The 25357-nt window shown below is 70.4% G+C and carries 26 protein-coding genes; 13 read left to right on the top strand and 13 right to left on the bottom strand.

The window, feature by feature from the left end; genetic code table 11:
* Positions 1-40 precede the first annotated feature (40 nt).
* On the top strand, positions 41-1054 hold the full coding sequence (locus tag IE302_RS16260; protein WP_191255331.1) for a 4-hydroxy-3-methylbut-2-enyl diphosphate reductase: 1014 nt from the start codon (positions 41-43) through the stop codon (positions 1052-1054).
* A gap of 333 nt (positions 1055-1387) precedes the next feature.
* On the opposite strand, the gene IE302_RS16255 is transcribed toward IE302_RS16260, so the two are convergent.
* Together IE302_RS16255 and rmuC are read right to left on the bottom strand one after the other, a co-directional pair.
* Positions 1388-2278, bottom strand: a complete 891-nt coding sequence (locus IE302_RS16255; RefSeq protein WP_191255330.1) for a DUF6542 domain-containing protein — start codon at positions 2276-2278, stop codon at positions 1388-1390.
* Positions 2279-2505: 227 nt separating this feature from the next.
* Entirely contained in the window at positions 2506-3420 is a 915-nt protein-coding gene (gene rmuC / locus IE302_RS16250; RefSeq protein ID WP_093936614.1) for a DNA recombination protein RmuC, read from the bottom strand.
* Positions 3421-3598: 178 nt separating this feature from the next.
* On the opposite strand from rmuC, the gene IE302_RS16245 reads away from it, so the two are divergent.
* Positions 3599-4750 (top strand): exonuclease SbcCD subunit D, encoded by a 1152-nt coding sequence (locus IE302_RS16245; RefSeq protein WP_191255329.1) that lies wholly within the window; start codon positions 3599-3601, stop codon positions 4748-4750.
* Positions 4747-7698, top strand: coding sequence for an AAA family ATPase (locus tag IE302_RS16240; protein ID WP_191255328.1), 2952 nt, complete (start codon positions 4747-4749; stop codon positions 7696-7698). The genes IE302_RS16245 and IE302_RS16240 overlap by 4 nt, the downstream gene beginning before the upstream one ends.
* Positions 7699-7785: 87 nt before the next feature.
* Here the strand turns inward: IE302_RS16240 and IE302_RS16235 are convergent, their stop codons facing one another.
* Both IE302_RS16235 and IE302_RS16230 read right to left on the bottom strand, forming a co-directional pair.
* Complete coding sequence (locus tag IE302_RS16235) at positions 7786-8286, bottom strand: methylated-DNA--[protein]-cysteine S-methyltransferase (RefSeq protein WP_191255327.1); 501 nt, start codon at positions 8284-8286, stop codon at positions 7786-7788.
* A gap of 11 nt (positions 8287-8297) precedes the next feature.
* The gene (locus tag IE302_RS16230; protein ID WP_191255326.1) at positions 8298-9764 is read right to left on the bottom strand and encodes a DNA-3-methyladenine glycosylase 2 family protein; all 1467 of its coding nucleotides are present in this window, start codon (positions 9762-9764) and stop codon (positions 8298-8300) included.
* A gap of 105 nt (positions 9765-9869) precedes the next feature.
* On the opposite strand from IE302_RS16230, the gene ychF reads away from it, so the two are divergent.
* Entirely contained in the window at positions 9870-10952 is a 1083-nt protein-coding gene (ychF, locus tag IE302_RS16225) for a redox-regulated ATPase YchF (RefSeq protein WP_191255325.1), read from the top strand.
* Positions 10953-10974: 22 nt separating this feature from the next.
* Here ychF and IE302_RS43335 read toward each other — a convergent pair whose 3' ends face one another.
* From IE302_RS43335 to IE302_RS16210, 4 genes are all read right to left on the bottom strand, one after another.
* Positions 10975-11085 carry a hypothetical protein gene (locus tag IE302_RS43335; RefSeq protein WP_494492218.1) on the bottom strand — a complete coding sequence of 37 codons (111 nt, stop codon included), beginning with the start codon at positions 11083-11085 and terminating at the stop codon, positions 10975-10977.
* Positions 11046-11201 carry a hypothetical protein gene (locus tag IE302_RS16220; RefSeq protein WP_229907787.1) on the bottom strand — a complete coding sequence of 52 codons (156 nt, stop codon included), beginning with the start codon at positions 11199-11201 and terminating at the stop codon, positions 11046-11048. The genes IE302_RS43335 and IE302_RS16220 overlap by 40 nt, the downstream gene beginning before the upstream one ends.
* A 93-nt stretch (positions 11202-11294) precedes the next feature.
* Positions 11295-12656: a M20/M25/M40 family metallo-hydrolase gene (locus IE302_RS16215; protein ID WP_191255324.1), complete on the bottom strand. Its 1362-nt coding sequence runs from the start codon at positions 12654-12656 to the stop codon at positions 11295-11297.
* A 92-nt stretch (positions 12657-12748) separates the two neighbouring features.
* On the bottom strand, positions 12749-12922 hold the full coding sequence (locus IE302_RS16210; RefSeq protein WP_229907786.1) for a hypothetical protein: 174 nt from the start codon (positions 12920-12922) through the stop codon (positions 12749-12751).
* Positions 12923-13020: 98 nt separating this feature from the next.
* On the opposite strand from IE302_RS16210, the gene IE302_RS16205 reads away from it, so the two are divergent.
* From IE302_RS16205 to IE302_RS16195, 3 genes are read left to right on the top strand one after another with little or no spacing between them, the layout of a single operon-like run.
* The gene (locus tag IE302_RS16205) at positions 13021-13224 is read left to right on the top strand and encodes a CopG family transcriptional regulator (protein ID WP_191255323.1); all 204 of its coding nucleotides are present in this window, start codon (positions 13021-13023) and stop codon (positions 13222-13224) included.
* Positions 13221-13601 carry a type II toxin-antitoxin system death-on-curing family toxin gene (locus IE302_RS16200; RefSeq protein WP_191255322.1) on the top strand — a complete coding sequence of 127 codons (381 nt, stop codon included), beginning with the start codon at positions 13221-13223 and terminating at the stop codon, positions 13599-13601. Before IE302_RS16205 ends, IE302_RS16200 begins: the two co-directional genes overlap by 4 nt.
* Before the next feature lie 17 nt (positions 13602-13618).
* Positions 13619-13957: a winged helix-turn-helix transcriptional regulator gene (locus tag IE302_RS16195; RefSeq protein ID WP_191255628.1), complete on the top strand. Its 339-nt coding sequence runs from the start codon at positions 13619-13621 to the stop codon at positions 13955-13957.
* 376 nt (positions 13958-14333) lie between these two features.
* Here the strand turns inward: IE302_RS16195 and IE302_RS16190 are convergent, their stop codons facing one another.
* Positions 14334-14624 carry a 4a-hydroxytetrahydrobiopterin dehydratase gene (locus IE302_RS16190; RefSeq protein WP_005157303.1) on the bottom strand — a complete coding sequence of 97 codons (291 nt, stop codon included), beginning with the start codon at positions 14622-14624 and terminating at the stop codon, positions 14334-14336.
* Positions 14625-14698: 74 nt separating this feature from the next.
* Between IE302_RS16190 and IE302_RS16185 the strand changes: the two genes are divergently transcribed.
* Genes IE302_RS16185 through IE302_RS16175 form a run of 3 tightly spaced genes read left to right on the top strand, consistent with a single transcriptional unit; the run spans position 14699 to position 18392 of the window.
* Positions 14699-15751, top strand: coding sequence for a thiamine ABC transporter substrate-binding protein (locus IE302_RS16185; protein ID WP_191255321.1), 1053 nt, complete (start codon positions 14699-14701; stop codon positions 15749-15751).
* Between the two features lie 47 nt (positions 15752-15798).
* Positions 15799-17376 carry an ABC transporter permease gene (locus tag IE302_RS16180; protein ID WP_191255627.1) on the top strand — a complete coding sequence of 526 codons (1578 nt, stop codon included), beginning with the start codon at positions 15799-15801 and terminating at the stop codon, positions 17374-17376.
* Positions 17376-18392 (top strand): ABC transporter ATP-binding protein, encoded by a 1017-nt coding sequence (locus IE302_RS16175; RefSeq protein WP_191255320.1) that lies wholly within the window; start codon positions 17376-17378, stop codon positions 18390-18392. The genes IE302_RS16180 and IE302_RS16175 overlap by 1 nt, the downstream gene beginning before the upstream one ends.
* Before the next feature lie 63 nt (positions 18393-18455).
* On the opposite strand, the gene IE302_RS16170 is transcribed toward IE302_RS16175, so the two are convergent.
* Genes IE302_RS16170 through IE302_RS16160 form a run of 3 tightly spaced genes read right to left on the bottom strand, consistent with a single transcriptional unit; the run spans position 18456 to position 21414 of the window.
* Complete coding sequence (locus IE302_RS16170; protein WP_191255319.1) at positions 18456-19334, bottom strand: ABC transporter permease; 879 nt, start codon at positions 19332-19334, stop codon at positions 18456-18458.
* Entirely contained in the window at positions 19331-20326 is a 996-nt protein-coding gene (locus IE302_RS16165; RefSeq protein WP_191255318.1) for an ABC transporter ATP-binding protein, read from the bottom strand. Before IE302_RS16165 ends, IE302_RS16170 begins: the two co-directional genes overlap by 4 nt.
* Entirely contained in the window at positions 20323-21414 is a 1092-nt protein-coding gene (locus IE302_RS16160) for a LolA family protein (RefSeq protein ID WP_191255317.1), read from the bottom strand. The genes IE302_RS16165 and IE302_RS16160 overlap by 4 nt, the downstream gene beginning before the upstream one ends.
* A gap of 144 nt (positions 21415-21558) precedes the next feature.
* On the opposite strand from IE302_RS16160, the gene IE302_RS16155 reads away from it, so the two are divergent.
* The 3 genes from IE302_RS16155 (at position 21559) to IE302_RS16145 (ending at position 24140) form a co-directional block, all read left to right on the top strand.
* A complete protein-coding gene (locus IE302_RS16155; protein ID WP_039917931.1) occupies positions 21559-22287 on the top strand; it encodes a response regulator transcription factor in 729 nt (242 codons plus the stop codon).
* Positions 22284-23621: an ATP-binding protein gene (locus IE302_RS16150; RefSeq protein WP_191255316.1), complete on the top strand. Its 1338-nt coding sequence runs from the start codon at positions 22284-22286 to the stop codon at positions 23619-23621. Before IE302_RS16155 ends, IE302_RS16150 begins: the two co-directional genes overlap by 4 nt.
* 129 nt (positions 23622-23750) lie before the next feature.
* Positions 23751-24140, top strand: coding sequence for a (deoxy)nucleoside triphosphate pyrophosphohydrolase (locus tag IE302_RS16145; protein WP_191255315.1), 390 nt, complete (start codon positions 23751-23753; stop codon positions 24138-24140).
* Positions 24141-24189: 49 nt separating this feature from the next.
* Here IE302_RS16145 and trpS read toward each other — a convergent pair whose 3' ends face one another.
* Entirely contained in the window at positions 24190-25155 is a 966-nt protein-coding gene (gene trpS, locus IE302_RS16140; protein WP_191255314.1) for a tryptophan--tRNA ligase, read from the bottom strand.
* Positions 25156-25357 lie beyond the last annotated feature (202 nt).

Raw genomic sequence — 25357 nt, 5'->3', positions numbered from 1 at the left:
GAGTGCGAGGAGCCCCCGGGGCAGCCCGTACCCTGGGGGCATGAGTTCTGCGAGTCCCGGAATCACGCCCGCCGGCAGTCCGACGATCACCGAGTCCGGTGTGCCGGCAGGTGGCAAACGTGTCCTGCTCGCCAAGCCTCGCGGCTACTGCGCGGGTGTCGACCGCGCGGTCATCGCCGTCGAAAAGGCACTCGAGCTCTATGGCGCGCCGGTGTACGTGCGCAAGGAGATCGTGCACAACCGGCATGTCGTGGAGACCCTGCGCGACCGCGGGGTGATCTTCGTCGACGAGACCTCCGAGGTGCCGGAAGGCGAACTGGTGGTGTTCTCCGCGCACGGCGTCTCGCCCGCGGTGCACGCCGAGGCGGCCGAGCGCAACCTGCGGACCATCGACGCGACCTGCCCGCTCGTGACGAAGGTGCACAAGGAAGTCAACCGGTTCGCGAAGGACGACTACGACATCCTGCTGATCGGCCACGAAGGCCACGAAGAGGTCGAGGGCACCGCCGGCGAGGCTCCCGACAAGGTTCAGCTCGTCGACACCGCCGAGGACGTCGACAAGGTCGAGATCCGCGACCCGTCGAAGGTCATCTGGCTTTCCCAGACCACCCTTTCGGTGGACGAGACCATGGAGCGCGTCGACCAGCTCCGGGATAGGTTCCCCGGCTTGGCCGACCCGCCCAGCGACGACATCTGCTACGCCACCACGAACCGCCAGGTCGCGGTCAAGGCCATGGCCGCCGAATGCGACCTGGTGCTGGTCGTCGGTTCGACGAACTCGTCCAACTCGAAGCGGCTGGTCGAGGTCGCGCTGAAGGCGGGGGCGCGCGCGTCGCACCTGGTCGACTTCGCGCACGAGGTCGACGAAGCGTGGCTCGAAGGCGTTGAGACCGTCGGCGTCACGAGTGGCGCTTCGGTGCCGGAGGTGCTGGTCATGGACCTGCTGGCGTGGCTGGCCGAACGCGGCTGGGGCAACGTCGACGAGGTCACCACGGCGAACGAGAAGATCGCTTTCGCGCTCCCGCACGAGCTGCGGAAGGCCGCGAAGGCCTGACGGCTTCTACGTAGAAAGGGCCGCCCGAGGAGTTTCTCGGGCGGCCCTTTCTGCTGGTCAGCGGCTTATTGAGGTAAGGCAAGCGTGTCAGGTCGCGTATGAAGTCCGGGCTTGCGGTCCTCGTGGGCCGTGGAGTCCCGGCGGCGTTGTGAAAGCCACTTTCGCAACGTTGAAGGTTGTGAAAGTGGCTTTCACAACGCCTGAAGCCACGCCCCAAAATCCACACAGTCGGTGTCATGGGGCAGGCGTCGCGCAGAGCAACTGACCCGTCCGCAACTACGCCACCTTTGTCTTACCCCTTAATAGAACCCTCATCGCCACTCAGGCCTCTTGCTACCGCTCGTCGTCCCACGGGCGCCGCCGCGGCGGCTGGCCTCCGCGGCGCGGGTCGTCCGCACGCGGCGGACGGCGGCGCGGAGCACCGGGAGCGCTTTCGCCACGAGGGTCACGGCGACGGGGTTCGCCGTCTTCCGGCCTCGGACGGCGTGGCTGCCGACCCGGAGGCGGCGGCTTGCGGGCGCCGGGCTCGGCGTCGCGGCGAGGACGTCGCTCGTCTTCGACCGGCGGACGGCGGCGGGGCGGCGCACCGTCGCGCGGCGCGCCATCGCGGGGACCACCGCGACGGGAAGGCGGGGGCGGGGTCTGGCCGGTCCGGGACGCCGGACGGCCGCGGCCCGGTGCGGCGGCGGCCGCGGGACGGGCGGCGGGCTTGGCGTCCTCGCGGCTTTCCGGTTTGGCACCTGCCTTCACCTTCACCGGGGCGTTGGGATCGCGTTCGCGGTAGATCCGGAAGATGCCGATCGCCAAGGTGACGCCGGTGGTGATGGCCATCGTCGGGAAGCCGTTGATCAACGGGTTGGCGATGTCGAAGGCTCTCTCGAACATGCTGGAGCCGGCGCTGTTGTCCGAGGTCAGGAGGATGACTCCGGGGACGGTCACAGCGAGGACCAAGGGCGGCTGCACCATCGGGCCGAACAGCCCTCTGCGCTGGACGGCGACCACGGCGGCCACCGCGCCGAGCGCGTAGAAGATCTTGAACAGCAGGCCCAGGTCCTTCTGCGTCATCATGTTGATGAAGGCGCCAAGGATGGCGAGCCCGAAGCCCACCAGGACGGCGGCCCACCAGGGCAGCCCGCGCCTGGCGCCGACGAGCGGACGCTCGTCCCAGGCTACGGGAACGTCGTCGGCATCAGGATCGCTCTGGCGATCGCGAATCGCGGTCACAGGCCCCACCGTATATCCAAGCTGCGGACATACCGCCAACAGGCGGTATGTCTATCGCCTGGTAGTGGTCATTCCGGGCCACCCGGACGGACTGTCCGAGCGCTGTCCACAGGTACTACGTGTAGGGGTGCGACAAGGTTGTCGGGCGGGCCGAAACGGAGTCATTGATTCCGGAAACCGCAGGTAGAGAACTTACCGCCATGACCGGTTAGAACTGTTCCCACCACTCACGAAGCCGGGAGTTCGTCCGCCTTCCTGATCAAGGGCACGGGTGCGGGACTGCCCGAAGCGTCGGTCAGCGGGGAGACCGTGCTCCGGAAACTCTCGAGCGCTTCCAGCTCCCGCCGCCGGGCCGAGATGAAGCGCTGGAGATGGGTGCTCGACAGGTTCAGCGCGTCGACCGCGTTGCCCGCGGCCCGGTGCGCGGCCGCCGCGCCCGCCCGGACCTGCTCGACGTCCTCGACCAGTGCCCGCTCGGTCGCGGCGAACAGCGCGGCGGAGGCCAGCACGGCGAACCCGGTCGGCCCGCAGAGGAAGACCCGCCGGTCCAGCATCCAGCGCAGCAGTTCGGGGTCGGTGTCCAGTGCGGCGACCACAGCCGCGTCGGAGGGGACGAACATGATTGTCCCGTAGATCGCGTCGGCCCAGCGCTGATAGCCCTTGCCCGCCAGTTCGGCCGCCCGCGACCGGATCTGCCGGACGTGGACGCGCAGCGCGTCGAGCCTTTCCTCGGGGTCGTCGGTCTCGACGGCCTCGGCCCAGCAGGCCATGCTCGCCTTCGCGTCGACGGGCACCGTCCGCCCGCCGCCGACCCGCAGCACCATGTCCGGTTTCGCCGCGCCGCCACCCGCCAAGTCAGTTTGCAGCGTGAAGTGCAGCTCCTCGCGGAGCCCGAGCGCGCGTGCGGTCTCCAGGAGGACCTGTTCACCCAGTTCCCCGCGGCCGCTGATCGAGGCGAAGGCGACCTCGTACCGGCGGAGCGCGAGCTGCTGCTGATCCGCCTTCGCGCGTTCGGCGGCGACCTGTTTCGCCGCCGCGTCCGCCCGCCGCATGCCGTCGTTGTACAGCCGCCACAGCAACGCGACGGCGACGAGCAGCAGAAGCGCGAGCACGACGGCCGCGGTGGTGATCACCGTCGCCACCGGTACCTCCCCTCCGGATCCGAGTCGGGGACATCATGGCGGAACCCACCGACAAAAACCGGACGGCGCGGTCGCGCTCCGTATCTGACCTGCGCCATCTCCGGCGTGTCGGAAAGCGCAGTGGCTCCAAGGGCGCGCCTCCCCTTCCCGGCCGGTGTGCGGCCCTACCTTGGGCTGCGTGAAGCTCCTGCACACGTCCGACTGGCATATCGGCCGCACGTTCCACGGCGCCGATCTGCTCGCCGAACAGGAGGCCGTGCTCGGTCACCTCGCCGACCTGGTGGTCGCCGAATCGGTCGACGTCGTGCTCGTGTCCGGGGACATCTACGACCGCGCGGTGCCCTCGGCGGAGGCCGTCCGCGTGGCCACCACCGCGCTGGGCAGGCTCCGGCAGGCGGGCGCGAAGCTGGTGATGACGCCGGGCAACCACGACTCCGCGCCGCGGCTGGGCGCGTTCGCCGAATTCGCCGCGGCGGGCGGGCTGCATCTGCGCGCCACGATCGACGGTCTCGCCGAACCGGTGCTGCTGCCCGACGAACACGGCGACGTCGCCCTCTACGGCATCCCCTATCTCGAACCCGAGCCCGCGCGTCACGCCCTCGGCGTGCCCGAGGCCCGCGGTCACACCGGCGTCCTGACCGAGGCGATGCGGCGGATCCGCGCGGATCTCGCCTCCCGGCCGTCCGGAACACGGTCGGTGGTGCTCGCGCACGCGTTCGTCACCGGCGGTGAGCCGACCGAATCCGAGCGGACCATCGCGGTCGGCGGTGTCGAGCAGGTGCCGGGTTCGGTGTTCGACGGCGTCGATTACGTCGCCCTCGGTCATCTGCACGGACCACAGACCCTCGCCGAGCACCTGCGCTATTCGGGCAGTCCGCTGGCGTACTCGTTTTCCGAGACACGCCAACGGAAATCGGTCTGGCTGGTCGAGCTCGACGCCGACGGACTGGCCGAGGTCCGGCGCCATGAACTGCCGGTCCCGCGGCACCTCGCGATGCTCCGCGGAGAGCTGGCGGAACTCCTTTCGGACCCGGAGCACGACGAGCTCACCGAACATTTCCTCTCCTTCACGGTCACCGACCGGGTCCGCCCGATCGACGCCATGCGCAAGCTGCGCGAGCGGTTCCCGTACGCCGTGCACATGGACTGGCAGCCGGAAGGCGGGCACGACGGGGCCGCGCTGAAGTACGCCGAGGCCGTCCGCGGGCGATCCGACGTCGAGATCACCCGCAGTTTCCTGGAGGACTGCCGAGGCTCTGCGCCGTCCGAAAGCGAGGAGCGGCTGGTGCTGGCGGCGCTGGGCGCGGCGGGCAGGGAGCGCGAAGTATGAGGCTGCACCGGTTGGAGGTCGCCGCTTTCGGTCCGTACGCGGGCCGCGAGGTGGTGGACTTCGACGTGCTCGGCGCCGACGGGCTGTTCCTCCTGCACGGTGACACCGGCGCGGGGAAGACGACGCTGCTCGACGCCATCGCGTTCGCGTTGTTCGGCACGGTCCCCGGCGCTCGTGGCGAGGTCAAGCGGCTGCGCTGCGATCTCGCCGAACCCGACCAGGTCACCGAGGTCGTCCTGGAACTGACCGTGCAGGGCCAGCGGATGCGGATCGCGCGCAACCCCGAGTACCAGCGTCCCAAGCGCCGGGGCGAGGGGATGACGCTCCAGCAGGCGAAGGCGGTGCTGAACTGGGTCGGCACGGTGCCCGCCGGGCACGTGGCCGAAGGAATCACGCGGATCGACGAGGTCGCGCGCACGGTCGAGCGGCTCATCGGCATGACACACGAGCAGTTCTTCCAGGTGGTCCTGCTGCCGCAGGGCGAGTTCGCGCGGTTCCTGCGAGCGAACACGGCCGAACGCGAGGAACTGCTGGAGCGGCTGTTCGGCACCGAGCGGTTCGCGTGCGTCGAGGACTGGTTCGCGAATCTGCGCGCCGAACGCGGCCGCGAGGTGCAGGCCAGGCAGCAGTCGCTGCGGGAATGGGTCGCGCGGTTCGCGCAGGTGGCCCGGCAGGAAGCGCCTGAAGAGGGGCAGGCCGAGTGGGTCGAGGCGGTGCTCGCCGAGTCGGCTGAGCACGTCGGCCAGGCTCAGGAACGGGACGCGAAGGCCCGCGCGGCCGCCGACAAGGCCGAAGCCGTCTGGCAGGAGAACCGGTCGACCGCCGAGCGGATCCGCCGCGTGCGCACCGCGTACACGCGGCTTTCGGCGATCGCCGAACAGGCGGACCAGCGCGCGGAGTGGGCGGAAGAGGTCGAGGCGGCGCACCGTGCGGCGGGCGTGGTCGCGGAGGCCGACCTCCTCGAACGCAGGCTGGACCAGCTCGCGGAGGCCGAAGCCACGGAGGCGCTGCGTGCTCGAGAAGTGCCGGACGCGGCGGAAAGTTCCGCCGCCGAACTTCGCGCTCGCGCCGGCGGTGTGCGTGAAGAGGCGGGCGCTCTCGCCGAACTCGTGGCGGAAAGCGAGCAGCAGCAACGGGATCTGGTGCGCCGCGACCAGCTGAACAGCACCGCTGAGAAGGCGAAGAAGCAGGCCGAGGACTTCGCCGCCGAACTCGAATCCACGCCGGAGAAGATCACGGCGTTACGGGCCGAGGTGCTCGCGGCCACCGAAGCCGAGGCGAAACTCGAAGGCGTCCGCACCCGGTTCGAAGAGCTGACGGCGCTGGTCCGGGACGCCGACGAGGCACCTCGGGCGGAGCAGGCCGTCGAGCAGGCGCGTGGACTGGTCCGCGACGCCGTCGACACCCATCAGCAGGCGCGGCAGCATCGTTTGGACCTCCGCGAGCGCCGCCTCGACGGGATGGCGGCCGAACTCGCCGCCGGACTGGCCGCGGGTGAGGACTGCCCGGTGTGCGGGGCGACCGAGCATCCGGCGCCCGCCACGCACACCGGCGGTCTCGTCGACCCCGAGGACGAACGCCGCGCCGAAGCCGCCGAGCAGCAGGCCGACAAGCGACGCGAAAAGGCGCAGGCTTGGCTGCTGGAAGCCGAAGGACGGCTGAAGGTACTGGTCGAGCGGTTGCGCGGGCGCACCGCCGAGGCACTGCGAGCCGAACTCGGCGAGGCGCGGGAGCTGGGCGCGTCGCTGTCGGAAACGGCGCGCCGCAAGCCCGTCCTGGAGAAGCAGCTCCTCGAGCTGGAACGGAAGGCCGAACAGCTGACCGAACGCCGTCGCGTCGCGGGGCAGCAGGCGGCCGAGGCCGCCACCGAGGTCCGAGGCCTGACGGAACGGCTGGCGGAACGGGAACGGCGGCTCGAGACCGCGCGCGGCGAGTTCGCCGACGTCGGGGAGAAGCGACGGCACCTGCTCGGCTTCGCGACGCGCCTGGACGCGCTCGCCGAAGCGCGGCTCGGTGTCGCAGGGGCTCGTGAACGCCGCGACGAGCAGGCGAAGCTGGTCAAGGAAGCGTTGCGGGCCAAGGGTTTCGCCGATCTCGACGAGATGCGTGCCGCGTCGCGGCCGGACGAGCAGATCACGAAGCTGGAGGCCGGCCTCGCCGATGCGAAGGTGATGGAGCGGGCCGCTCGCGAAGAGCTGGCTCAGCCAGAATTGTTCGGCATCTCGCCGGAGGACGAGATCGACCTCGCAGTCTCCGAGGAAACGGCGCGGGACACCCGGGGCGAGGCCGAACAGGCGCTCGTGGCCTTGCGGACGGCCACTTCGCGGCACGCGGACCTCGTGAAACTGGCCGAGCGGATGACGTCCCTGCTGGCGGATCTGGCACCGGTCGAGGAGCGCTACAACGAACTGAAGGCGCTGGCCGAGGTGGTCAACGGGCGTGGGCAGAACGCGCGGAAGATGTCGCTGCGCTCGTACGTCCTGGCCGCGAGGCTGGAGGAGGTCGCGGTCGCGGCGACCGCCCGCCTGCGGACGATGAGCCAGGGCCGCTACTCCTTCGTGCACTCCGACGCGGCCGGGGCCCGTGGCACCCGAGGCGGGCTCGGTCTCGACGTGCTCGACGACTACTCCGGTACCGTCCGGCCCGCGAAGACGCTTTCGGGCGGCGAGTCGTTTCTCGCGTCGCTCTCGCTGGCGCTGGGTCTCGCCGACGTCGTCGCCGCCGAGACCGGCGGAGCGCTACTCGACACCCTGTTCATCGACGAGGGCTTCGGCACGCTGGACGCCGAGACGCTCGACATCGTCATGAACATCCTCGACGAGCTTCGCGCCGGTGGACGGGTGGTCGGGCTGGTTTCGCACGTGGAGGAACTGCGGCAGCGGATCCCGACGCGGCTGCGGGTCCGGAAGGCGCGTACGGGCTCCTCGGTGGAGATCCACGCCGCCTGACCCTGCCCCGCCCGTGACATGAAAGGCCCCTTCATTGCAAAATTTGCAATGAAGGGGCCTTTCATGTCGCTTGTGGGGAGACCGAAATCAGGCGGCTTCGTGGGTCAGCAGCCACTGCTTCGCCGGTACGCCCCACCGGAAGTTCCCCACGCCCCCGCCGGTCCGCACCACCCGGTGGCACGGCACGAACAACGCCGCCGCGTTCTTCGCGCACGCCGACGCGGCCGCCCGCACCGCCGAAGGATTCCCCGCCAGCGCCGCGTACTCCGCGTAGCTCACCGGCTCGCCGGCGGGCACCTTGCGCAGGATTTCCCAGGCGTGCTCGCGGAAAGCGCCGGACCGCTGCCGCACCTCGATGTCGGCGACGGCGGCCAGATCGCCGTCGTGGTACCGGCGGATCGCCGTGCTCACCGGCCCCAGGTCCCGTCGCTGCTTCACCTCGCCAGGGGCCAGCGACGGCGAGATCAGCGGCGTCAGCTCGCCGACATCGCCAGTCCAGCCCGAGGCGAGGACGGCCCCGTCACCCGCCACGACGGCGGTGAACGGGCCGATCTTCGTGTCCATTGTGGACCAATACGCGATGCTCATCGTTCTTCCTTTCAAGCGCGCCACAGGTACATGCCGGCGTACGAGGACCAGGGCTGCCAGGCCCGCCCTCGTTCGGCCAGCGTCGTTTCGTCGTCGGCGATGCCCAGCGCGGCCGCTCCCCGGCGCAGCGCGGGATCACCGGTCAGCAGGACGTCCGGCGCGCCGAGGACGCGCATCAGGACGTAATCCGCGGTCCGGGGTTCGATTCCCGGGAGCTCCAGGAGCTCCGCCCGCAGTTCATCGGGGTCGCGGCCGACATGGACCGAGACGCCGTCCGCCAGCGCGGCGGCGACGGCGGCGATCCGCTCCGGACCGTGTCCGGCGACCCGGGCCGCCGTCGGGAACACCGTGGTCAGCCCCTCCAGCGACTCGTCGCAGCTGGGCACACGCTCACCGAGGGCGTCGGCGAGCTCCGCCGTCTCGGCGGGGGACAGCAACGCGCGCAGCACGAGTTCGTCCCCGTCGACGGCGCCGGGCACGCGGATGCCCGGGATCGCCTCGACCAGCGGCGCGAGCGCCGGGTCGGCCCCGAGCACCCGCGTGACCGCTTCGGGATCGGCGTCGAGGTCGAGCAGCCGCCGCACCCTGGCCACCGCGCTGCTCAGGTCGCGCAAATCGGTGAGCCGCAGGTCGCAGCGGACGTGGTCGTCCTTCGCGGTCAGCCACACCACGCCCGCGCCGTGCGCGAGCCGCAGCGTGCGTCCGTAGCCGGTCACCCCGGAATCGTCTCGCGTCACGTGCTCGACGCCCGGGATCGCCCGGTCGGCCAGGAAGTTCAGCACGCCGTCCGCGTCGAACGGCTTGCGGAACGGCAGCCGCAGGCTCAGCCGGGTCCCGGTCGGTGTCTCCAAGGCACTCTTTTGATCGACACTGCGACGCCCGCGACGCAGGCTCGCGGCGCGAAGCTGCGAAGGCGTCGTCGCGAACACCTCACGGATCGTCTCGTTGAACTGGCGGACGCTGGAGAAGCCCGCCGCGAAAGCGACGTCGGTCAACGGGAGCCCGGACATCTCGATCAGCAGCCGCGCGGAGTGCGCCCGGTGCGCCCTGGCCAGCGCCAGCGGCCCGGCGCCGAGTTCGGCGGTGAGGACGCGCCCGAGCTGGCGTTCGGAATAGCCGAGCCGCCGCGCGAGACCCGGGACGCCGTCGCGTTCGACGGTCCCGTCCGAGATGAGCCGCATCGCCCGGGCGGCGAGATCGGCCCGGATGTCCCAGTCCGGCGAGCCGGGGACGGCGTCGGGGAGGCAGCGGCGGCAGGCGCGGAAGCCGTTGGCCTGCGCGGCCGCCGACGTCGGGTAGAAGCGGACGTTCTGCTGCTTCGGCGTCGACGCGGGGCAGGACGGGCGGCAGTAGATCCCGGTGGTGGCGACGGCCATGATGAACTGGCCGTCGAACCGGGAATCACGGGCGGCGACGGCGCGGTAACACCGTTCGGTGTCGCGCCACACGGCCCGTTCGGCCAGGGTCTGCTCGGTCATGACCTCGATCGTGCCACCAGGTCGAGGACGCGGCTGGCGGAAATCCGACACCGCGATCAAGGCCTCGGCGGATGCGGTGGCGGGCGGCACGTAGACTTCTGGCCCGTGAGTCTCACCCTCGGCATCGTCGGCCTGCCCAACGTCGGCAAGTCCACCCTGTTCAACGCGCTGACCCGCAACGACGTGCTCGCGGCGAACTACCCGTTCGCGACGATCGAGCCCAACGTCGGCGTCGTCCCGCTGCCGGACCCGCGGCTGGACAAGCTCGCCGAGGTCTTCGGCTCCGAGCGGACCGTGCCCGCCGTCGTGTCCTTTGTGGACATCGCGGGCATCGTCAAGGGTGCCTCCGAGGGGGCCGGGCTCGGCAACAAGTTCCTCGCGAACATCCGCGAGGCGAACGCGATCTGCCAGGTCGTCCGGGTCTTCGACGACCCTGACGTGATCCACGTCGACGACCGGATCGACCCGGCGAGCGACATGGAGACGATCAACACCGAGCTGATCCTCGCCGACCTGCAGACGCTCGACAAGGCACTGCACCGCCTCGAGAAGGAGGCGCGGACCAAGAAGGAAGCCAAGCCCGCCCTCGACAACGCGGTCAAGGCCAAGGAGATCCTCGACTCGGGCCGGACCTTGTTCCAGGCACAGAAGGAGGTCGACTTCGAGGCGCTGCGCGAGCTCAGCCTGCTCACCACGAAGCCGTTCCTCTACGTCTTCAACGCCGACGAAGGCATTCTCACCGACGAGTCCCGTCGCGAAGAGCTGGCTAAGATGGTCGCCCCCGCCGACGCGGTGTTCCTCGACGCCAAGGTCGAAGCGGAGCTGCTCGAACTGGACGACGAGGAGTCCGTGCGCGAGCTGCTGGAGTCCGTCGGCCAGCACGAGCCGGGCCTGTACTCGCTGGCGCGCGCCGGTTTCCACACCCTCGGGCTGCAGACGTACCTGACCGCGGGCCCCAAGGAGTCGCGCGCCTGGACGATCCCGCAGGGCGCGACCGCCCCGCAGGCCGCCGGCGTCATCCACACCGACTTCGAGCGTGGCTTCATCAAGGCCGAGGTCGTCTCGTACGACGACCTGATCGAGAACGGCTCCATGGCCGCCGCCCGGTCCGCCGGGAAGGTGCGGATGGAAGGCAAGGACTACGTCATGTCGGACGGCGACGTGGTGGAGTTCCGCTTCAACGTCTGACCCGGAATACGCGCACGGGGTGTCACCGGACTTGCCGCCCAGCGGCTTGGATGAACGACGTCAGCGTTTCCTGGCTGCGTTCTTCGAGCTGTTTCACGGCGGCGAGATCCGGTGCCCGATGCAAGGCCCCGATCGGCTCGAAGGTGGCGTCGACGAGCCTGAGGAGTTCAGCAGACCGAGCAGGTAGGTGAGGGTCGAGCCGGCCAAGGTTCCGGATATCGCGACCACGCTGGTCAGCACACCGTTCATGCTCGGTGAGCCTGCCACCTTCCGTGTGTCATGAAAGGGGCGTTCAGGACGAAAAGTGTCCTGAACGCCCCTTTCATGACATGGACCGCGCGGCTACTTCCGCAGCAGGTTGTAAGCGGCGGAGCCGATCAACTCCAGCGAAACCTGAAGCCGCTCAAGGGAAACGTTGTCCTTGATGGTGTCTTCAGGTGTGTGGTAGGTCGGCTCCAGCAGCGCCGGGCCGGTCTCGCCACGCCAGCTGAAGTTGCCCGAAGCGATCCCGCGCTCGAAGAACGGCACATGGTCGCTCGAACCGCGCGCGACCGGCCCCTTCACCCGCGGGTCGTAGCCGAGCCGCTTGGCGGCGGCGTTGACGGCCGCGGTCGTGGCGTTGTCGGCACCGTCGACCGAGAGCAGCCAGTAGGTGATCGCCGGGTCCCAGCTGGTGGCGACCATGTCGTTCTGGAAGCAGCCCGCGATCCGCTTCGCTTCCGGGTCGGACAGGTTCGACACGTAGTGCCGCGAGCCGATCAGCCCGTACTCCTCCGAACCCCACAGCGCGAACCGCAGTGTCTTGTTCGTCGGCAGGTACCGCAGGACACGCGCCAGTTCGAGGCACAGCACGGTGCCGCTGCCGTCGTCGTTGGCGCCCGGCGATCCGGGGACGCTGTCGTAGTGCGCGGTCACCATGACCACGCCGTTGTCCTTGCCGGGGAAGGTGGCGGGCCGCTCGGCGATGACGTTGTACGACGTCAGGTTCTTGTGGTGGGTCGCCGTCGCCTTCACCTTGACCGTGCCCTTGGCGAGCCGTTCGCGCAGGCGTTCCACCTGGACCTGGGCCAGGCCGAGTACCGGGATGGTGACCGGGGTGGTGAGCGTCGGGGAGAACGCGGACAGTTTGCGCGCCGGGTCGGCGCCGACCCGGCCGAGCAGCACGGCGACCGCTCCGCGCTGCGCGGCCGTCAGGTACGCGTCGGCCTTGTTCGTCACGGCGGCGATCAGCACGATCTTGCCGGTGAGGTCGTCGGGCAGGGTGGTGCCGTCGCCGGCGTCGACGACGACGGCCTCGCGCGTGACGTCCTGCGCGCCCTGCGGCGAGGACCCGGTCTGCCAGCTGTCGCGTCCGATCAACAGGCCGCCCAGGAACTTGTCGGCGATCGGGAACGGCTGCAGGGTGACCTGGTAGCGCAGTTCGCGCAGCACCTTCGCGATGTAGTCCCTGGCCCGCAGTTCGCCTTCGGTCCCGGCGATCCGGGGGCCGATCTTGTCGCTGAGCACGCGCAGGTGCTCCAGCGCCCGCCGCGACCGGACCCGCGCGATCACGGGATAGTCGCCGAAGTCCAGCGACGGCGGGAACTGCGCGCCCGGACGTTGCTGCGTGGCCGCGGCGGCGGTGCCGGGGTTCAACCCGATCGTCGCCGCGCCCGCCAGTGCCACCGCGCCCGCGAGCACCTCACGTCTGCGCAGACCTGCCATGGAACACCCCTCACTTCTCGGAGAACCTTCGTCCGAGTAGCCAATAGCCACCGATGTGTCAGGACAACCTCCGATCGTCCCCTTTTTCCGGTTCAGCGCACGGCGACCCGGCGGTAGGCCCGCGAGACGGCGACGACGCCGCTGACCGCCGCCGCGACGATGCCGAGGAAGAGCACCCAGCGGAACCGGGCGGACAACGTCAGGACGAGGATCGCGGGGATGCCCAGCACGAACGGGCCGGGCGGGATCTCCGGGAATCCGGGCACGCCCGACGCGATCTGGATGATCAGGCCGGCGACGCCGACGAAGAGGGCGCCAGAAAATACGCGCCACTGAGTGATACCAGAGTGGTATCATCGACTCTATGGCAATGACCCTGAGGTTGAACGACGAGCAGGAGCGCGCTCTTGCCCTGCTGGCGGAGGCCGATGGTGTGAGCAAGCACGAAGCCACCGTTCGCGCCATCACCGAGGCAGCCGCGCGCCGCGTCCGTGACGACCGTGTCCGGGCGCTGTCCCACAACGGCCGTGAGCGCTACGCCGCCCTGCTCGACCGCCTCGCCCAGTGATCGAGTACCTCACCGTCGAAGACCTGCTGGCGCTCGCGGAAGACCTCCGGGTGCCCAAGATCCGTGATCTCGGGCTGCTCGATTCCGCCGCGCATCGCCCGCAGGCTTCGCTGATGGGCCAGGACGCGTATCCGACGCTGCACGAGAAGGCGGCGGTGCTGCTGGAGTCGGTCGTGCGCAACCATCCGCTCATCGACGGCAACAAGCGGCTGTCCTGGATGGCGACGTTCGTCTTCTACGGCCTCAATGGCCACGACCTCGACGCGCCGGAAGACGACGCGTACGACCTGGTGATCGCGATGTCCACCGGTTCGCGCACCTACCAAGACGCCGCGGTCGAGCTGGCCGGGTGGGCGAGGGTAACTTCGAACGGGTGAAGCCGTTGAGTCCCGACATGTTCGCGCCCGAATGTCCGTCGAATCTGACGCCGTTCCGGATCGGCGACAAATGGGCGGGCCTGGTCGTGCTGTGCCTGGAAGAAGGACCACGCCGGTTCTCTGAACTACGGGTGCCCTTGCGGGGAGTCACGCCGAAGGTGCTCACGGAGACCCTCAGGGCTCTGGAGCGCGACGGCATGATCACGCGGACGGCCTACGACGAGACGCCGCCGAGAGTGGAGTACGAGCTCACCCCGCTCGGCCGGACGTTGTTCGAGCCGATGGAGGCATGCCGTGAATGGGCGGCGAAGCACCTTCCGGAGCTTGTCGCCGCCCGCGAGGCCTACTCGGGTTAGCCGAGAAGGCCGAGCACGACGATCGTCAGCAGCGTGATGGCAGCGGCGAACGTGGTCACCCAGGCGCGCTGGGCGGCGGTGATGGAAGCGTTGTTCACGGCGGTTCCCCGGGGGAGAGAAGCGACAGGTCCGCCGGGAACAGCGCGTTGATCAGGCTTCGCGTTACCTCTGAAACGTCAGTGTGATCAAGCTCACTGATCGTGCTGATGATGCCGGTCGCGCGCCGTGTACCAGAGCACCCCGGCGGCGGCCGCCACCATCGCGCCGAATGCGGAGAAACCCACCACGATCGCCTGCGTCATCATTCGTCCTTTTCTCTTCGGTCGTATCCGGGAGACGTCCGAAGAGCGGTGTCGTGGCGCGATCGTCGCGGACGTCACACAGCGTCGAGCACCCCGTCGATCTGCGACGCAAGCGCGAAGTCCTTCTCCGTCAGCCCTCCGGCGGAGTGCGTGCTGAGCCGGAACGTCACAGTCCGCCAGCGGATGTCGATGTCGGGATGGTGGTCGGCCGCCTCCGCCAGTTCTGCCACCTTGTCCACCGCTTCGATGGCCTTCGGGAAGCTCGGCAGCTTCGCCGTCCGCTCGATCGTGACGCCGTCACGCGTCCAGCCGGAGAGCTTGGTCACGGCCTCGTCGGCCTGCTTGTCGTTCAAGATTTCCGCCATGACTCCATGGTGGTACGCCGTCGGCTACGCTGCACGTTTGCCACGGGTCCCCCCTTGAAACAGCAGGAGGCTAGATGAAACGCGCCCTCCGCACGGTCGTTGCGGCTGGCACGGTGGCCGTCCTCGTCGCGGGCTGCTCGCTCTCCGGGAACACGGGGAACGACCCGCAGGCGCCGGCGACGGTCACTCTCGTGACGCACGACTCGTGGCTCGCCCCGCAGGAGGTCCTCGACGCGTTCGAGCGGCAGTCCGGGATCAAGATCTCCGTGCTCAAGCAGGGTGACGCGGGCGCGCTGACCAACAAACTGGTGCTGACCAAGGCGAACCCGATCGGGGACGTCGCGTACGGCGTCGACTCGACGTTCGCCTCCCGCGCGCTCACCGAGGGCGTTTTCGAGCAGTACACCAGCCCCGAAGCCGATCGCGGCCCGCAGCGCTACTCCGTCGACCCCGAGCACCGGCTCTCCGCCGTCGACCTCGGCGACGTCTGCGTCAACATCGACAGCCGGTACTTCGCGGACAAGGGGATCCCGGAGCCGAAGTCGTTCACGGACCTGGCCGACGCCAAGTACAAGGACCTGATGGTCGCCGAAAGCCCCGCGACGTCGTCGCCCGGCCTGGCGTTCCTGCTCGGCACCGTCGCCCAGTTCGGCGAGCAGGGCTGGCAGGCGTACTGGACGCAGCTGAAGGCCAACGGTCTCAAGACGGTCAGCGGCTGGGAAGAGGCCTACACCAAGGAGTTCTCCGGCTCGTCGGGCAAGGGCCCGCGCCCGATCGTCGTCTCCTACGCGTCTTCGCCCGCCGCCGAACTCGGCGACGACGGCAAGCCGCGGACGAAGGCACTGCTGGACACCTGCTACCGCCAGGTCGAGTACGCGGGTGTGCTCGCGGGCGGCAAGCAGGTGGAGAAGGCCCGCAAGGTCGTGGACTTCCTGCTGTCCCAGCAGTTCCAGGTGACCGTGGCGAGCAACATGTACGTGTACCCGGCCCGCCAGGGCGTCGAGCTCCCGCAGGGCTGGGCGCAGGCGGCGCCGCTGCCGCAGCAGCCGAAGACGCTCGAACCGGCCAAGATCCAGGCCGGGCGCGAGCAGTGGATCGCCCAGTGGCGCACGCTACTCGAAGGCTGAAGAACGGCGGGCTGACCTTCCGGGGAGCCGGGCTGGCCGCACTCGCCGTGCCGCCGCTCGGTTTCCTCGTGCTCTTCTTCGCCTGGCCGGTCGCGGCGATCATCGGCCGCGGCTTCGGTTCCGGCGGCGTCGGCACGGCCATCGGCGACCCGCTGACCTGGAAACTCGCCGGATTCACCGTGGCCAGTGCGGGAGTCTCGACGATCGTCGCGGTGCTCGCGGGCCTCCCGGTCGCGTTCCTGCTCGCCCGGGTGAAGCTGCCGGGTGTCTCGTTGGTCCGGACACTCGTGCTGGTGCCGTTCGTGCTGCCGACGGTCGTGGTCGGCCTGGCGTTCCGCGCGCTCTGGCCCGACGGCGGACTTCTGCCCTTGGTACTGGCCAACGCGTTCTTCAACGTCGCCGTCGTCGCGCGCACGGTTTCCGGGCTGTGGAGCCATCTCGACCCGCGCACCGTGGACGCGGCGCGAGCGCTCGGCGCGTCACCCTGGCGCGCCTTCCGTTCGGTGACGCTGCCCGCGCTCGCCCCCGCCATCGCCTCCTCGGCCGCGGTGGTGTTCCTGTTCTGCGCCACCAGTTTCGGGGTCGTGCTCATTCTCGGCGGGGCGAAGTACCGGACCCTGGAAACCGAGATCTACCTGCGCACCGTCGAGCTGCTCGACCTTTCCGGCGCGGCCGCGCTGTCGCTGGTGCAGTTCGCCGCCGTCGTCGCCGCGCTCGTGGTCGGCGCGCTGGCGAGGCGGCGGCGGGAGAACGCGGTTCGCCTGCGTTCGGGGAGCGAGACCGCGCGGCGGCCGAGGGGCGGCGAGTGGTGGGCCGTGAGCGCCGGGCTCGCGGTGATCGCGCTTCTGATGACGCCGATCGTGGCGCTGCTCGTCGAGTCCGTGTCCACTTCGGAAGGCTGGAATCTCGCCGGGTACGAAGCGCTCGCCGGACACGGATCCCGCGGCGCGCTCCAGGTCTCGGGCTGGGACGCGGCGTCGATGTCGCTACGGACCGCGTTCGACGCGACGATGCTCGCGATGATCATCGGCGTGCTGGCCTCGGTCGTGCTGGTCGCGCTGCGGCGCACGCCGGGCAGGCTGGCGCGGGGCATGGGCGAGACGATGGACGCCGCGCTGATGCTCCCGCTGGGCGTGTCCGCGGTGACCGTCGGTTTCGGTTACCTCGTCACGCTCGACGCGCTGCCCGGCGACCTGCGGACGTCGCCACTGCTGGTGCCGCTCGCGCAGGCGCTGGTGATCATCCCGCTGATCGTGCGGATGGTGCTGCCGGTGCTGCGGTCGGTCGACGTCCGGCTGCGGCAGGCCGCGTCGACCCTCGGTGCGAGCCCCGGCCGGGTGTGGCGGGAGATCGATCTGCCGCTGACGGCGCGTTCGCTGGTCGCGGCCGCCGGATTCGGTTACGTGGTCGCGCTCGGCGAGTTCGGCGCGACGAGCTTCCTGGCCAGGCCGGACGCGCCGACGCTGCCGGTCGCCGTCGCGACGCTGATCTCGCGGCCGGGGGAGCTGAACAACCAGATGGCCTACGCGGCCTGCGCGCTGCTCATGATCGTGACCGTGGTGGCGGTGGTGCTGATCGACCGGTTCGGCGCGGTCCGCGGGCAGAATTCGGTAGGGGAGTTCTAGTGTCGCTGTCGGTACGGGACCTGACCGTCCACTATGGATCCTTCCCGGCCGTGAAGGATGCCCGGCTGGACATCGCCGACGGCGAGGTGCTGGCGCTGCTCGGGCCGTCCGGTTCGGGGAAGTCGACGCTGCTGCGGGCGATCACCGGACTGGAACCGCTGACGTCGGGCACCGTGCGCTGGGACGGCGAGGACCTCTCCGGCGTCCCGGTGCACCGGCGGGAATTCGGGCTCGTGTTCCAGGACGGGCAGCTGTTCCCGCACAAGGACGTCGCCTCGAACATCGCGTTCGGCCTGCGGATGCACGACGTCCCGCGCGCCGAGCACGCGGAGCGGGTCCGGGCACTGCTGGAGCTGGTCGGGCTGAGCGGTTACGAGCGGCGGAGGGTGACCGAGCTGTCCGGCGGGCAGGCGCAGCGGGTGGCGCTGGCCCGCGCGCTGGCGCCGGAGCCGCGGTTGCTGCTGCTGGACGAACCACTGTCCGGTTTGGACGCCGGACTGCGGGAACAGCTGGCGATCGACCTCGCGGCGCTGCTGCGGCGCAGCAAGATCACCGCGCTGCTGGTCACACATGACCAGGAGGAGGCGTTCACCCTCGCCGACCGGGTCGCCGTGCTCGACGACGGCGAGATCCGGCAGGAGGGCGCGGTGCGCCGCGTCTGGCGGCAGCCGGTGGACGAGGACGTGGCGCGGTTCCTCGGGGTGACCACGTTCGTCGACGGTGAGGCGTCCGGCGGTGTGGTGCGGACGCCGCTCGGCGAGGTCACGCTGCCGGACGTCGAGGACGGCGCGGTGCGGCTGGGGCTGCGGCCGCACGGACTGCGGGTCTCGCCGGAGGGTGTCGAGGGCGAGGTCACCGCTGTGGTGCACCGGCGGGAGCACGTCCGGCTCGTGGTGGCGCCCGGCGGCGATCTGTCCACTGTGGACGCCGTCGCGCCGGTGACCGCGGATCTGCGCCCGGGGGACACCGTGCGGCTCGCCCTGGACCCGGACGGCGTCGCCCAACTACGCGATTAGTCCTCTGAATGCGGTACTTGCGTTACGCAACTACCGCATTCAGAGGACGAAACGCGTGGTGGGTCAGCCGTCCCGCGTGGTCAGGCGCGAGTAGGCGATCGAGAGCCCGATGACGATGTAGCAGGCGGCGCGCAGGGCGCCTTCGCCGAGCAGTGTCGTGTCCAGCGGGTCCATCAGCACCGAGGCAGGCGCCATCGACCAGTCCTTGTTGAGCAGGAAGGGATGCAGCCACGAGACCGCGTCCAGGAAGCCCAGGATGGTGAACACGATCGTCCCGGCCAGCACCGAGGCGACCACCAGCATCGGATGCTCGGTGAACGACGAGATCGCGAGCGCGACCGCGCCGACCGCCCACAGCTGCAGCGTGATCCACAGGGCCACGACCAGGAGCCTGCCCAGCGCGTCCCATACGCTCAGCGTCGAACCGGTGAGGGTGAACATCGAGTCGGTACCGCTGATGATCAGCCCGGTGACGAAACCGGTGAACGTCATCGCCAGCACCGCGATCACCGACACCGTCGCGACGCCGAACGCCTTGATCGCGAGCAGCCTGCCCCGCCCGACCGGCGCGATCAGCCAGCCCCGCAAGGTGCCGTGCGCCGCCTCGCCGGCGATCGCGTCCGCCCCGGCCATCGCCGAGGCGAGCGGCAGGAGCAGCGCCAGCGTCATGGTCAGGGCCGCGACCGGCAGGATGAACCCGTTGTTCATCGCGGACGCGAGCAGCGCGCCGTCCCCGCCGCCGCCACCGTCGTTCGCCTCCGCCGGGTCGACCAGGGTCAGCGCCACGCCGATCACGATCGGGATCAGCGCGAGCAGTCCCAGCACGGCCAGCGTGCGGGGCCGCCGGAAGATCCAGCGCAGTTCGGCGCGATACAACCGGAGCAGGCCGACACTGTCCCGGCCGGTCCGTGCCGCGGGTGCCGCGGCCAGAGCGTGGGTCACGACTCCCCCTCACCGTCTACAGTGGACTCCGGCTGGGTCAGCCGGGCGAACAGGTCCTCCAGCCCGGTCCGGGCCCGCGCCGCCTCGTGCACGGCCACCCCGGCCGTCACCAGCTGACGCAGCACGTCGGGAGCCTCGGCCGCGGTGAGGTCCACGCGGACGCCGTCCGGCGTGAGCCTGCTGCCGATCCTGTTCTCCCGCAACGTCTCCACCGCGAGCTCGGCGTCCGGCGTCCGCACCAGCAGCGCCGCGTTCCCCGACTCCAGCAGTTCCGTGAGCTCGCCCTGGGCGATCACGTTCCCCGACTGGAGCACCGCGACGTGCGTGCAGGTCGCCTCGACCTCGGCCAGCAGATGCGACGACACCAGCACGGTGACGCCGTCCGCGTGCAGTTCGGCGATGATCCGGCGGATCTCCCTGGTACCGGCCGGATCGAGGCCGTTGGTCGGCTCGTCGAGCACGATCATCCGCCGCGGGACGAGCAGCGCGCTCGCCAGCCCCATCCGCTGCTTCATGCCCAGCGAGTACCCCTTGTAGCGCCGGGTCGCGGCGTCGGTCAGGCCGACGCGCTCAAGCGCGCCGTCGACCGCCGCCGGGATGCCCGCCGAGGCCAGCCTCGGTTCGGCCGCGGCCACGCGCAGCAGGTTCTCCCGCCCGGAGAGAAAAGGGTGGAAGCCCGGCCCCTCGACCAGCGCGCCGACGTCGGGCAGCGCGTGCGCCGCCTCGTCGGGCATCTTCTTGCCGAAGAGTTCGACCTCGCCCTCGGTGGGCCGCACGAGCCCGAGCAGCATCCGGATGGTCGTCGTCTTGCCCGAACCGTTGGGGCCGAGCATCCCCAGCACGGCGCCTTCGGGAACGTCCAGATCGACGTGGTCCACGGCCACCGTGCGGCCGTAGACCTTGCGCAGACCCCTGGTGCGGGCCGCCATGGGTACCGCCGGAGCGGACGCCTCCTGCGAGGCGTCCGTCCCGGCTTCGAACGTGGTGGTCACTTCGCGGCCAAAGCCTCGAAGAGGACCTGCTCCGGCACCGCGCCGACGGCGAAGCGGCCGTCGTCGGTCAGCACGCCGCTGCCGACCTTGGTGGTCACCAGCCAGCCGCTGCCCCAGGCACCGCTGACCGGCTTGGCGAACCGCGAAAGCATCGCCTTCGGGTCGACCTGGCGGCCTTCCTCGTCCTTCGCGCTACCGGCCTTGGCCAGCGCGTCGGCCGGGATCTTGCCGGTGATCGCGGTGTCCCAGCCGTCGCCGACGACCTTGACGTCGGACTTGGCCTGCTCGGCGAGTTCACGGTTCTTCGGGTCGACCTCGGCGGTCTTCTCGGTCACCTTCGCGCCCTTCGGCGGGGTGAACTCGAAGTTCGACGCGGGCTGGTCCGCGAAGGTGATCTCGCTGAAGGAGACCTCGAGCGCCGGGGAGGAGGTGCCGTTGGCCAGCACCGTCAGCCGCAGCGGCATCCGGGTCTGCTCGTCGATCGCGACGCGGATCTCGCGCAGGAGCGTCCGCTCGGTCGGCTTCGGGGTCAGCACCAGCTCGTACGCCGAACGGTTCGCCACCGAGGATGTCCCGTCGACGGCGATCGTGCTGCTCTCGCGCACCTTGCCGAGCAGTTCCGACGCGACCGTGGCCGGGTCGACGGCCTGGCCGTCGGTCTTGTTCTGGTGCTCCTTGGCCAGGTCGTCCGGGATGGTGACCTTGGTCGCGGAGTTGTCCTTGGAGTTGTACTCCCAGACGGTCTGGCCGTTGCGGACGATGGTCTGCTGGCTGGAGCCCTCGGTGAGCGACACCTTGCTCTTGCCCGCGCCGTCGGTCGAGATCTGCGCGGAGTCGACGTTCAGCGCGGCCGCGCCGGGCAGCGTGCTGCCGATCTGCGGCAGGCCGAGGTCGTTGTCGACCTTGACCTTCCCGTCGAACGCCGCCGGCTTCGCGTTGAGCGTGGACTGCACCAGCTCCTCGGCGCTGATCTGCGGCAGCACCGGTGCGTCACCCGCGCTGGCGGGCATCGCGACGACGGCGAGCCCGCCGACGCCCAGTGCCGTCCCCACCACCGCCGCGGTGATGGCCTTCCTCTTCGGATCCATGCTGTCTCTCCCTGTTTCCCCGAACCCCGGTGTGCTCGGGTCTTGGCGACAACGCTTCCCCGGAAACGCTGAGATACCACTCAGACTCCGCCTTCCGAGCTGAGATGGCGCTGAGAGCTCGCGCGTGAGCTGGTGAAAGCGTGAATGATGAGGGACGTGAAACCTCGAGTACTGGTGGTCGACGACGAGCCCGGCGTCCGCAAGGCGTTGCAGCGGGGGCTGCGCGCCGAGGACATGGACGTGGTCACGGCGGCCGACGGGCCCAGCGGCCTGCGGCTCGCGCAGACGGGCTCGTTCGACGTCGTCCTGCTCGACATCATGCTCCCGGGGCTTTCCGGCTACCGCGTGCTCGAACGGCTGCGCGCGCTCGGCGTCACCACGCCGGTGCTGATGATCTCGGCGAAGGACGGAGAGGTCGACCAGGCGGACGGTCTCGACCTCGGCGCCGACGGTTACCTCGTGAAGCCGTTCTCGTTCGTCGTCCTGGTCGCGCAGGTGCGCGCGGTGCTGCGGCGGGCGTCGCCGGACGCGATCCGCGGGCCGCTGCGGATCGGCGCGCTCGAAGTCGACCGGAGCCTGCGGCAGGTCCGCTACGACGGGGTCGACGTGGCGTTCAGCCCCCGCGAGTTCGCGCTGCTGGAGGTGCTGGCGGGCCGGGCGGGCACGGTGGTCACCAAGGACGAGCTGCTGCGCGCGGTCTGGGGTGACGAGCAGGCCGCGACCCGCAACGTCGTCGAGGTCTACGTCGGCTACGTGCGCCGCAAACTCGACGCCGTCGGCGCGGGCGCGCTGGTCCGGACCGTGCGCGGGCACGGCTACCTGGCTTCGGACCCGCAGCTCGACGAAGTGATCGCCCCGGCGGGACAGGGGTGATCGGCTCACCGTCGTGGTGGCGCCGCCGTTCGCTCCAGGTCCGGATCACCCTGCTCACGGCCGCGGTCACGCTCGGCTTCCTGCTCGGGCTGGCGGCGGTCGCCGGGGACAACCTTCAGCCGCTGCTCATCGGCTCGGTCGACGACGAACTCGGCGCCCAGCTGGAGATCGCGAAGGCCGATGTCGCCGCCGGGCGGCCACCGACGGCGTCGGCGGTCACCGTCCGCGTCCTCGACACCGGCGGCGGCCCGGTGGACGGCCTGCCCGCCGCGAACCTCGGCCCCGCGGAGGTCCGGGCGCTGAAGGCGGGTGAATCGGTCACGACCGGCGGTGCGCACAGCTGGCGCTGGGTGGGCACCGTGATCACCGCGCCGGACGGGCAGCAACGGCTGGTCGTCACGGGCGCGGGCCTGGTCGGCTTCGCGACGGCGGTGCATTCCGGCGGCTACTGGCTGTTCGCGGCCGCGTCCGTCGGCGCGGTGGGCGCCGGGATCGCGACCTGGCTGCTGGTGCGGTTCGCGCTGCGGCCAGTGGCGCGGATGCGCGGTTCGGTGCGGGCGCTCCCGCCCGGTGCGCGGCTGCCGCTGCCGGATTCGCACGACGAACTCCGTGCGCTGGCCGAGGAGTTCAACGCCCTGCTGGCCCGGCAGGAGGAGGGCGCGGACCGGCTGCGACGGTTCACCGGGGACGCCGCGCACGAGCTCCGCTCGCCGGTCGCGTCGATCCGCGTGCAGGCCGAGGTCGCCGTCACCAACCCCGATCCGGACCTCTCCCAGGAGACGCTTTCCGACATCCTGGAGGAGTCGGAACGGCTTTCCGCGCTGCTCGACGGGCTGCTTGCGCTGGCGCGGTCGGACGCGGGGGAGGTGCCGCCCGCCGAACCGGTCGAGCTGGTGAGCGAGGTACGGGCCGCGGTCGCGCGGATGCCTTCCGACGCGCCGGAGGTCCGGGTGACCGGCACGGTCGGGACGGCGTGGGCGCTGGCCACGCACGCCGAGGTCGAACTGGTGCTGAGCAATCTGCTGCGCAACGCCTGCCGGTACGCGCGCGGCGAGATCGTGGTGTCGGTGCTCGCGTCGCGGTCTTCGGTGCGGGTGGTGGTCGACGACGACGGACCTGGTATCGCGCCTGAGCACCGGGAACGGGTCTTCGACCGCTTCTACCGCGTTTCCGATTCGCGGGCGCGGTCCTCCGGCGGCACCGGGCTGGGGCTGGCGATGGTCGCGGAGGCCGTCCGTCGGCGCGGGGGCCGGGTCCGCGTCGGCGAATCACCCGATGGCGGGGCGCGCTTCCAGATCGTCTGGCAGGCGGCCCGGCCCGGCGCTTCGACGTGACTCGCGTGCTTGAAAGCGGAACTCGCGTGCTTGGAGGCGGAACACCGTGATCCGGCTCCAAGCACGCGTGATCCGGGTTCTGGCACGCGTGATCCGGGTTCTGGCACGCTCGGTCGTAGGGTGTGCCGCGTGGTGATCGTGGGCGCCGCCATCGTGCGGAACGGACAGCTGCTGGCGCAGCAGCGGGCCTGGCCCGCCGACCACGCCGGGCAATGGGAACTGCCGGGCGGGCGGGTCGAGGACGGCGAAAGCGACGAGGCCGCTCTGGCGCGCGAATGCCTGGAGGAGCTGGACGTCGCCGTGACGGTCGGCGGCCGGGTCGGCCACGACGTCCCGCTGCCCAAGGGGAAGGTGCTGCGGATCTACGCCGCTTCGCTGGCCAGCGCGGGGGACGAGCCGCGGGCGGTGGAGCACAAGGACGTCCGGTGGATCTCCGCGCGCGACCTCGACGACCTCGACTGGCTCCCCGCGGACCGCGTCCTCCTCCCGGCCCTGCACGCCCTGCTCTCAAGTCCGTGAAGGACGCCTTCCCTACCCTCAAAGTAGGGAAGGAGTCCTTCACGGAACTTCAGCCCGCGCCGATGAGCCGCAGCGCGGACTGGAGCCGGTGCTCCCCGCGTTCCGCCGCCCGGACGGCACCCGCCTTGCGGACCCGCTCCAGCTCACCGGGGTCGGCGAGCAGCGCCAGGGCGCCCTCCCGGACCGGCCGCAGCTCCTCGATGAGCGCCTCGGCGACGGTCTCCTTGACCTGGCCGTAGGAGTCGAACCGGTCGGCGAGGTCTGCGGGTTTCTCCCGGGTGCACGCCGCGAGGATGTCCAGCAGGTTCGCCATCCCCGGCCGGCTTTCCGGGGCGTACGCGGGCTTCGACCCGCCGTCGGTCTTGGCGCGCTTGATCTTCCGCCTGACCTGGTCGGCCTCGTCGAGGACGAAGACGACCCCGGCTTCGTCCCGCGTCGACTTCGACATCTTCCGCGTCGGCTCGGCGAGGTCCATGACCCGTGCCCCGGCGGGCGGCAGTACCGCCTTCGGCATGGTGAACACGTCGCCGTAGGTGGAGTTGAACCGCTTCGCGAGCGTTCTCGCCAGTTCGACGTGCTGCCGCTGGTCCTCGCCGACCGGGACCTCGTCCGCGCCCTGGAGCAGGATGTCCGCCGCCATCAGCACCGGATAGGTCAGCAGCGAGAGCCGGACCCCGGCCTGGCCCTTCGACTTCTCCTTGAACTGGATCATCCTGGCGGCCTCGCCGTAGTTGCAGGTGCATTCGAGGACCCAGTTGAGGGCGCCCAGTTCGCGGGCCAGGTCGGATTGCACGAACACGCGGTCCGGGTCGATCCCGGCCGCGATCAGCACGGCCAGCTGCTCCGAGGCCATCGAACGCAGCTTCGCCGGATTGTGCGCGTTCGTCATGGCGTGCAGGTCGGAGACGAAGTACAGGTCGTCCGGCCCGCCCTCGTCCGCCCAGCGCCGAATGGCCCCCAGGTGGTTCCCGACGTGGACGTGGCCGGACGGGGTGATCCCGGACAACCTGATCATCTGCCTTCTTCCTTCCGGATTCGGGCCGCCCCGGGACCGGGCACGAAAAAGGCCGCCCGGTGGGGCGGCCTGGGTGGTGCGCTCGTCTGGTTCAGCGCAGGACTTCGGGGCCGCCGGAGGGCGGCCACCACTGGGCGTTCTGCGCGCGCATGGGATTCATCCTACAGAGCGGCTCGCGTTTCGTCCTCTGGATGCGGTACTT

The organism is Amycolatopsis oliviviridis (assembly GCF_014654365.1).
GTDB lineage: Bacteria > Actinomycetota > Actinomycetes > Mycobacteriales > Pseudonocardiaceae > Amycolatopsis > Amycolatopsis oliviviridis.
Note: the sequence above shows the minus strand (reverse complement) of the source record. Positions and strands in the feature narration are given on the sequence as shown.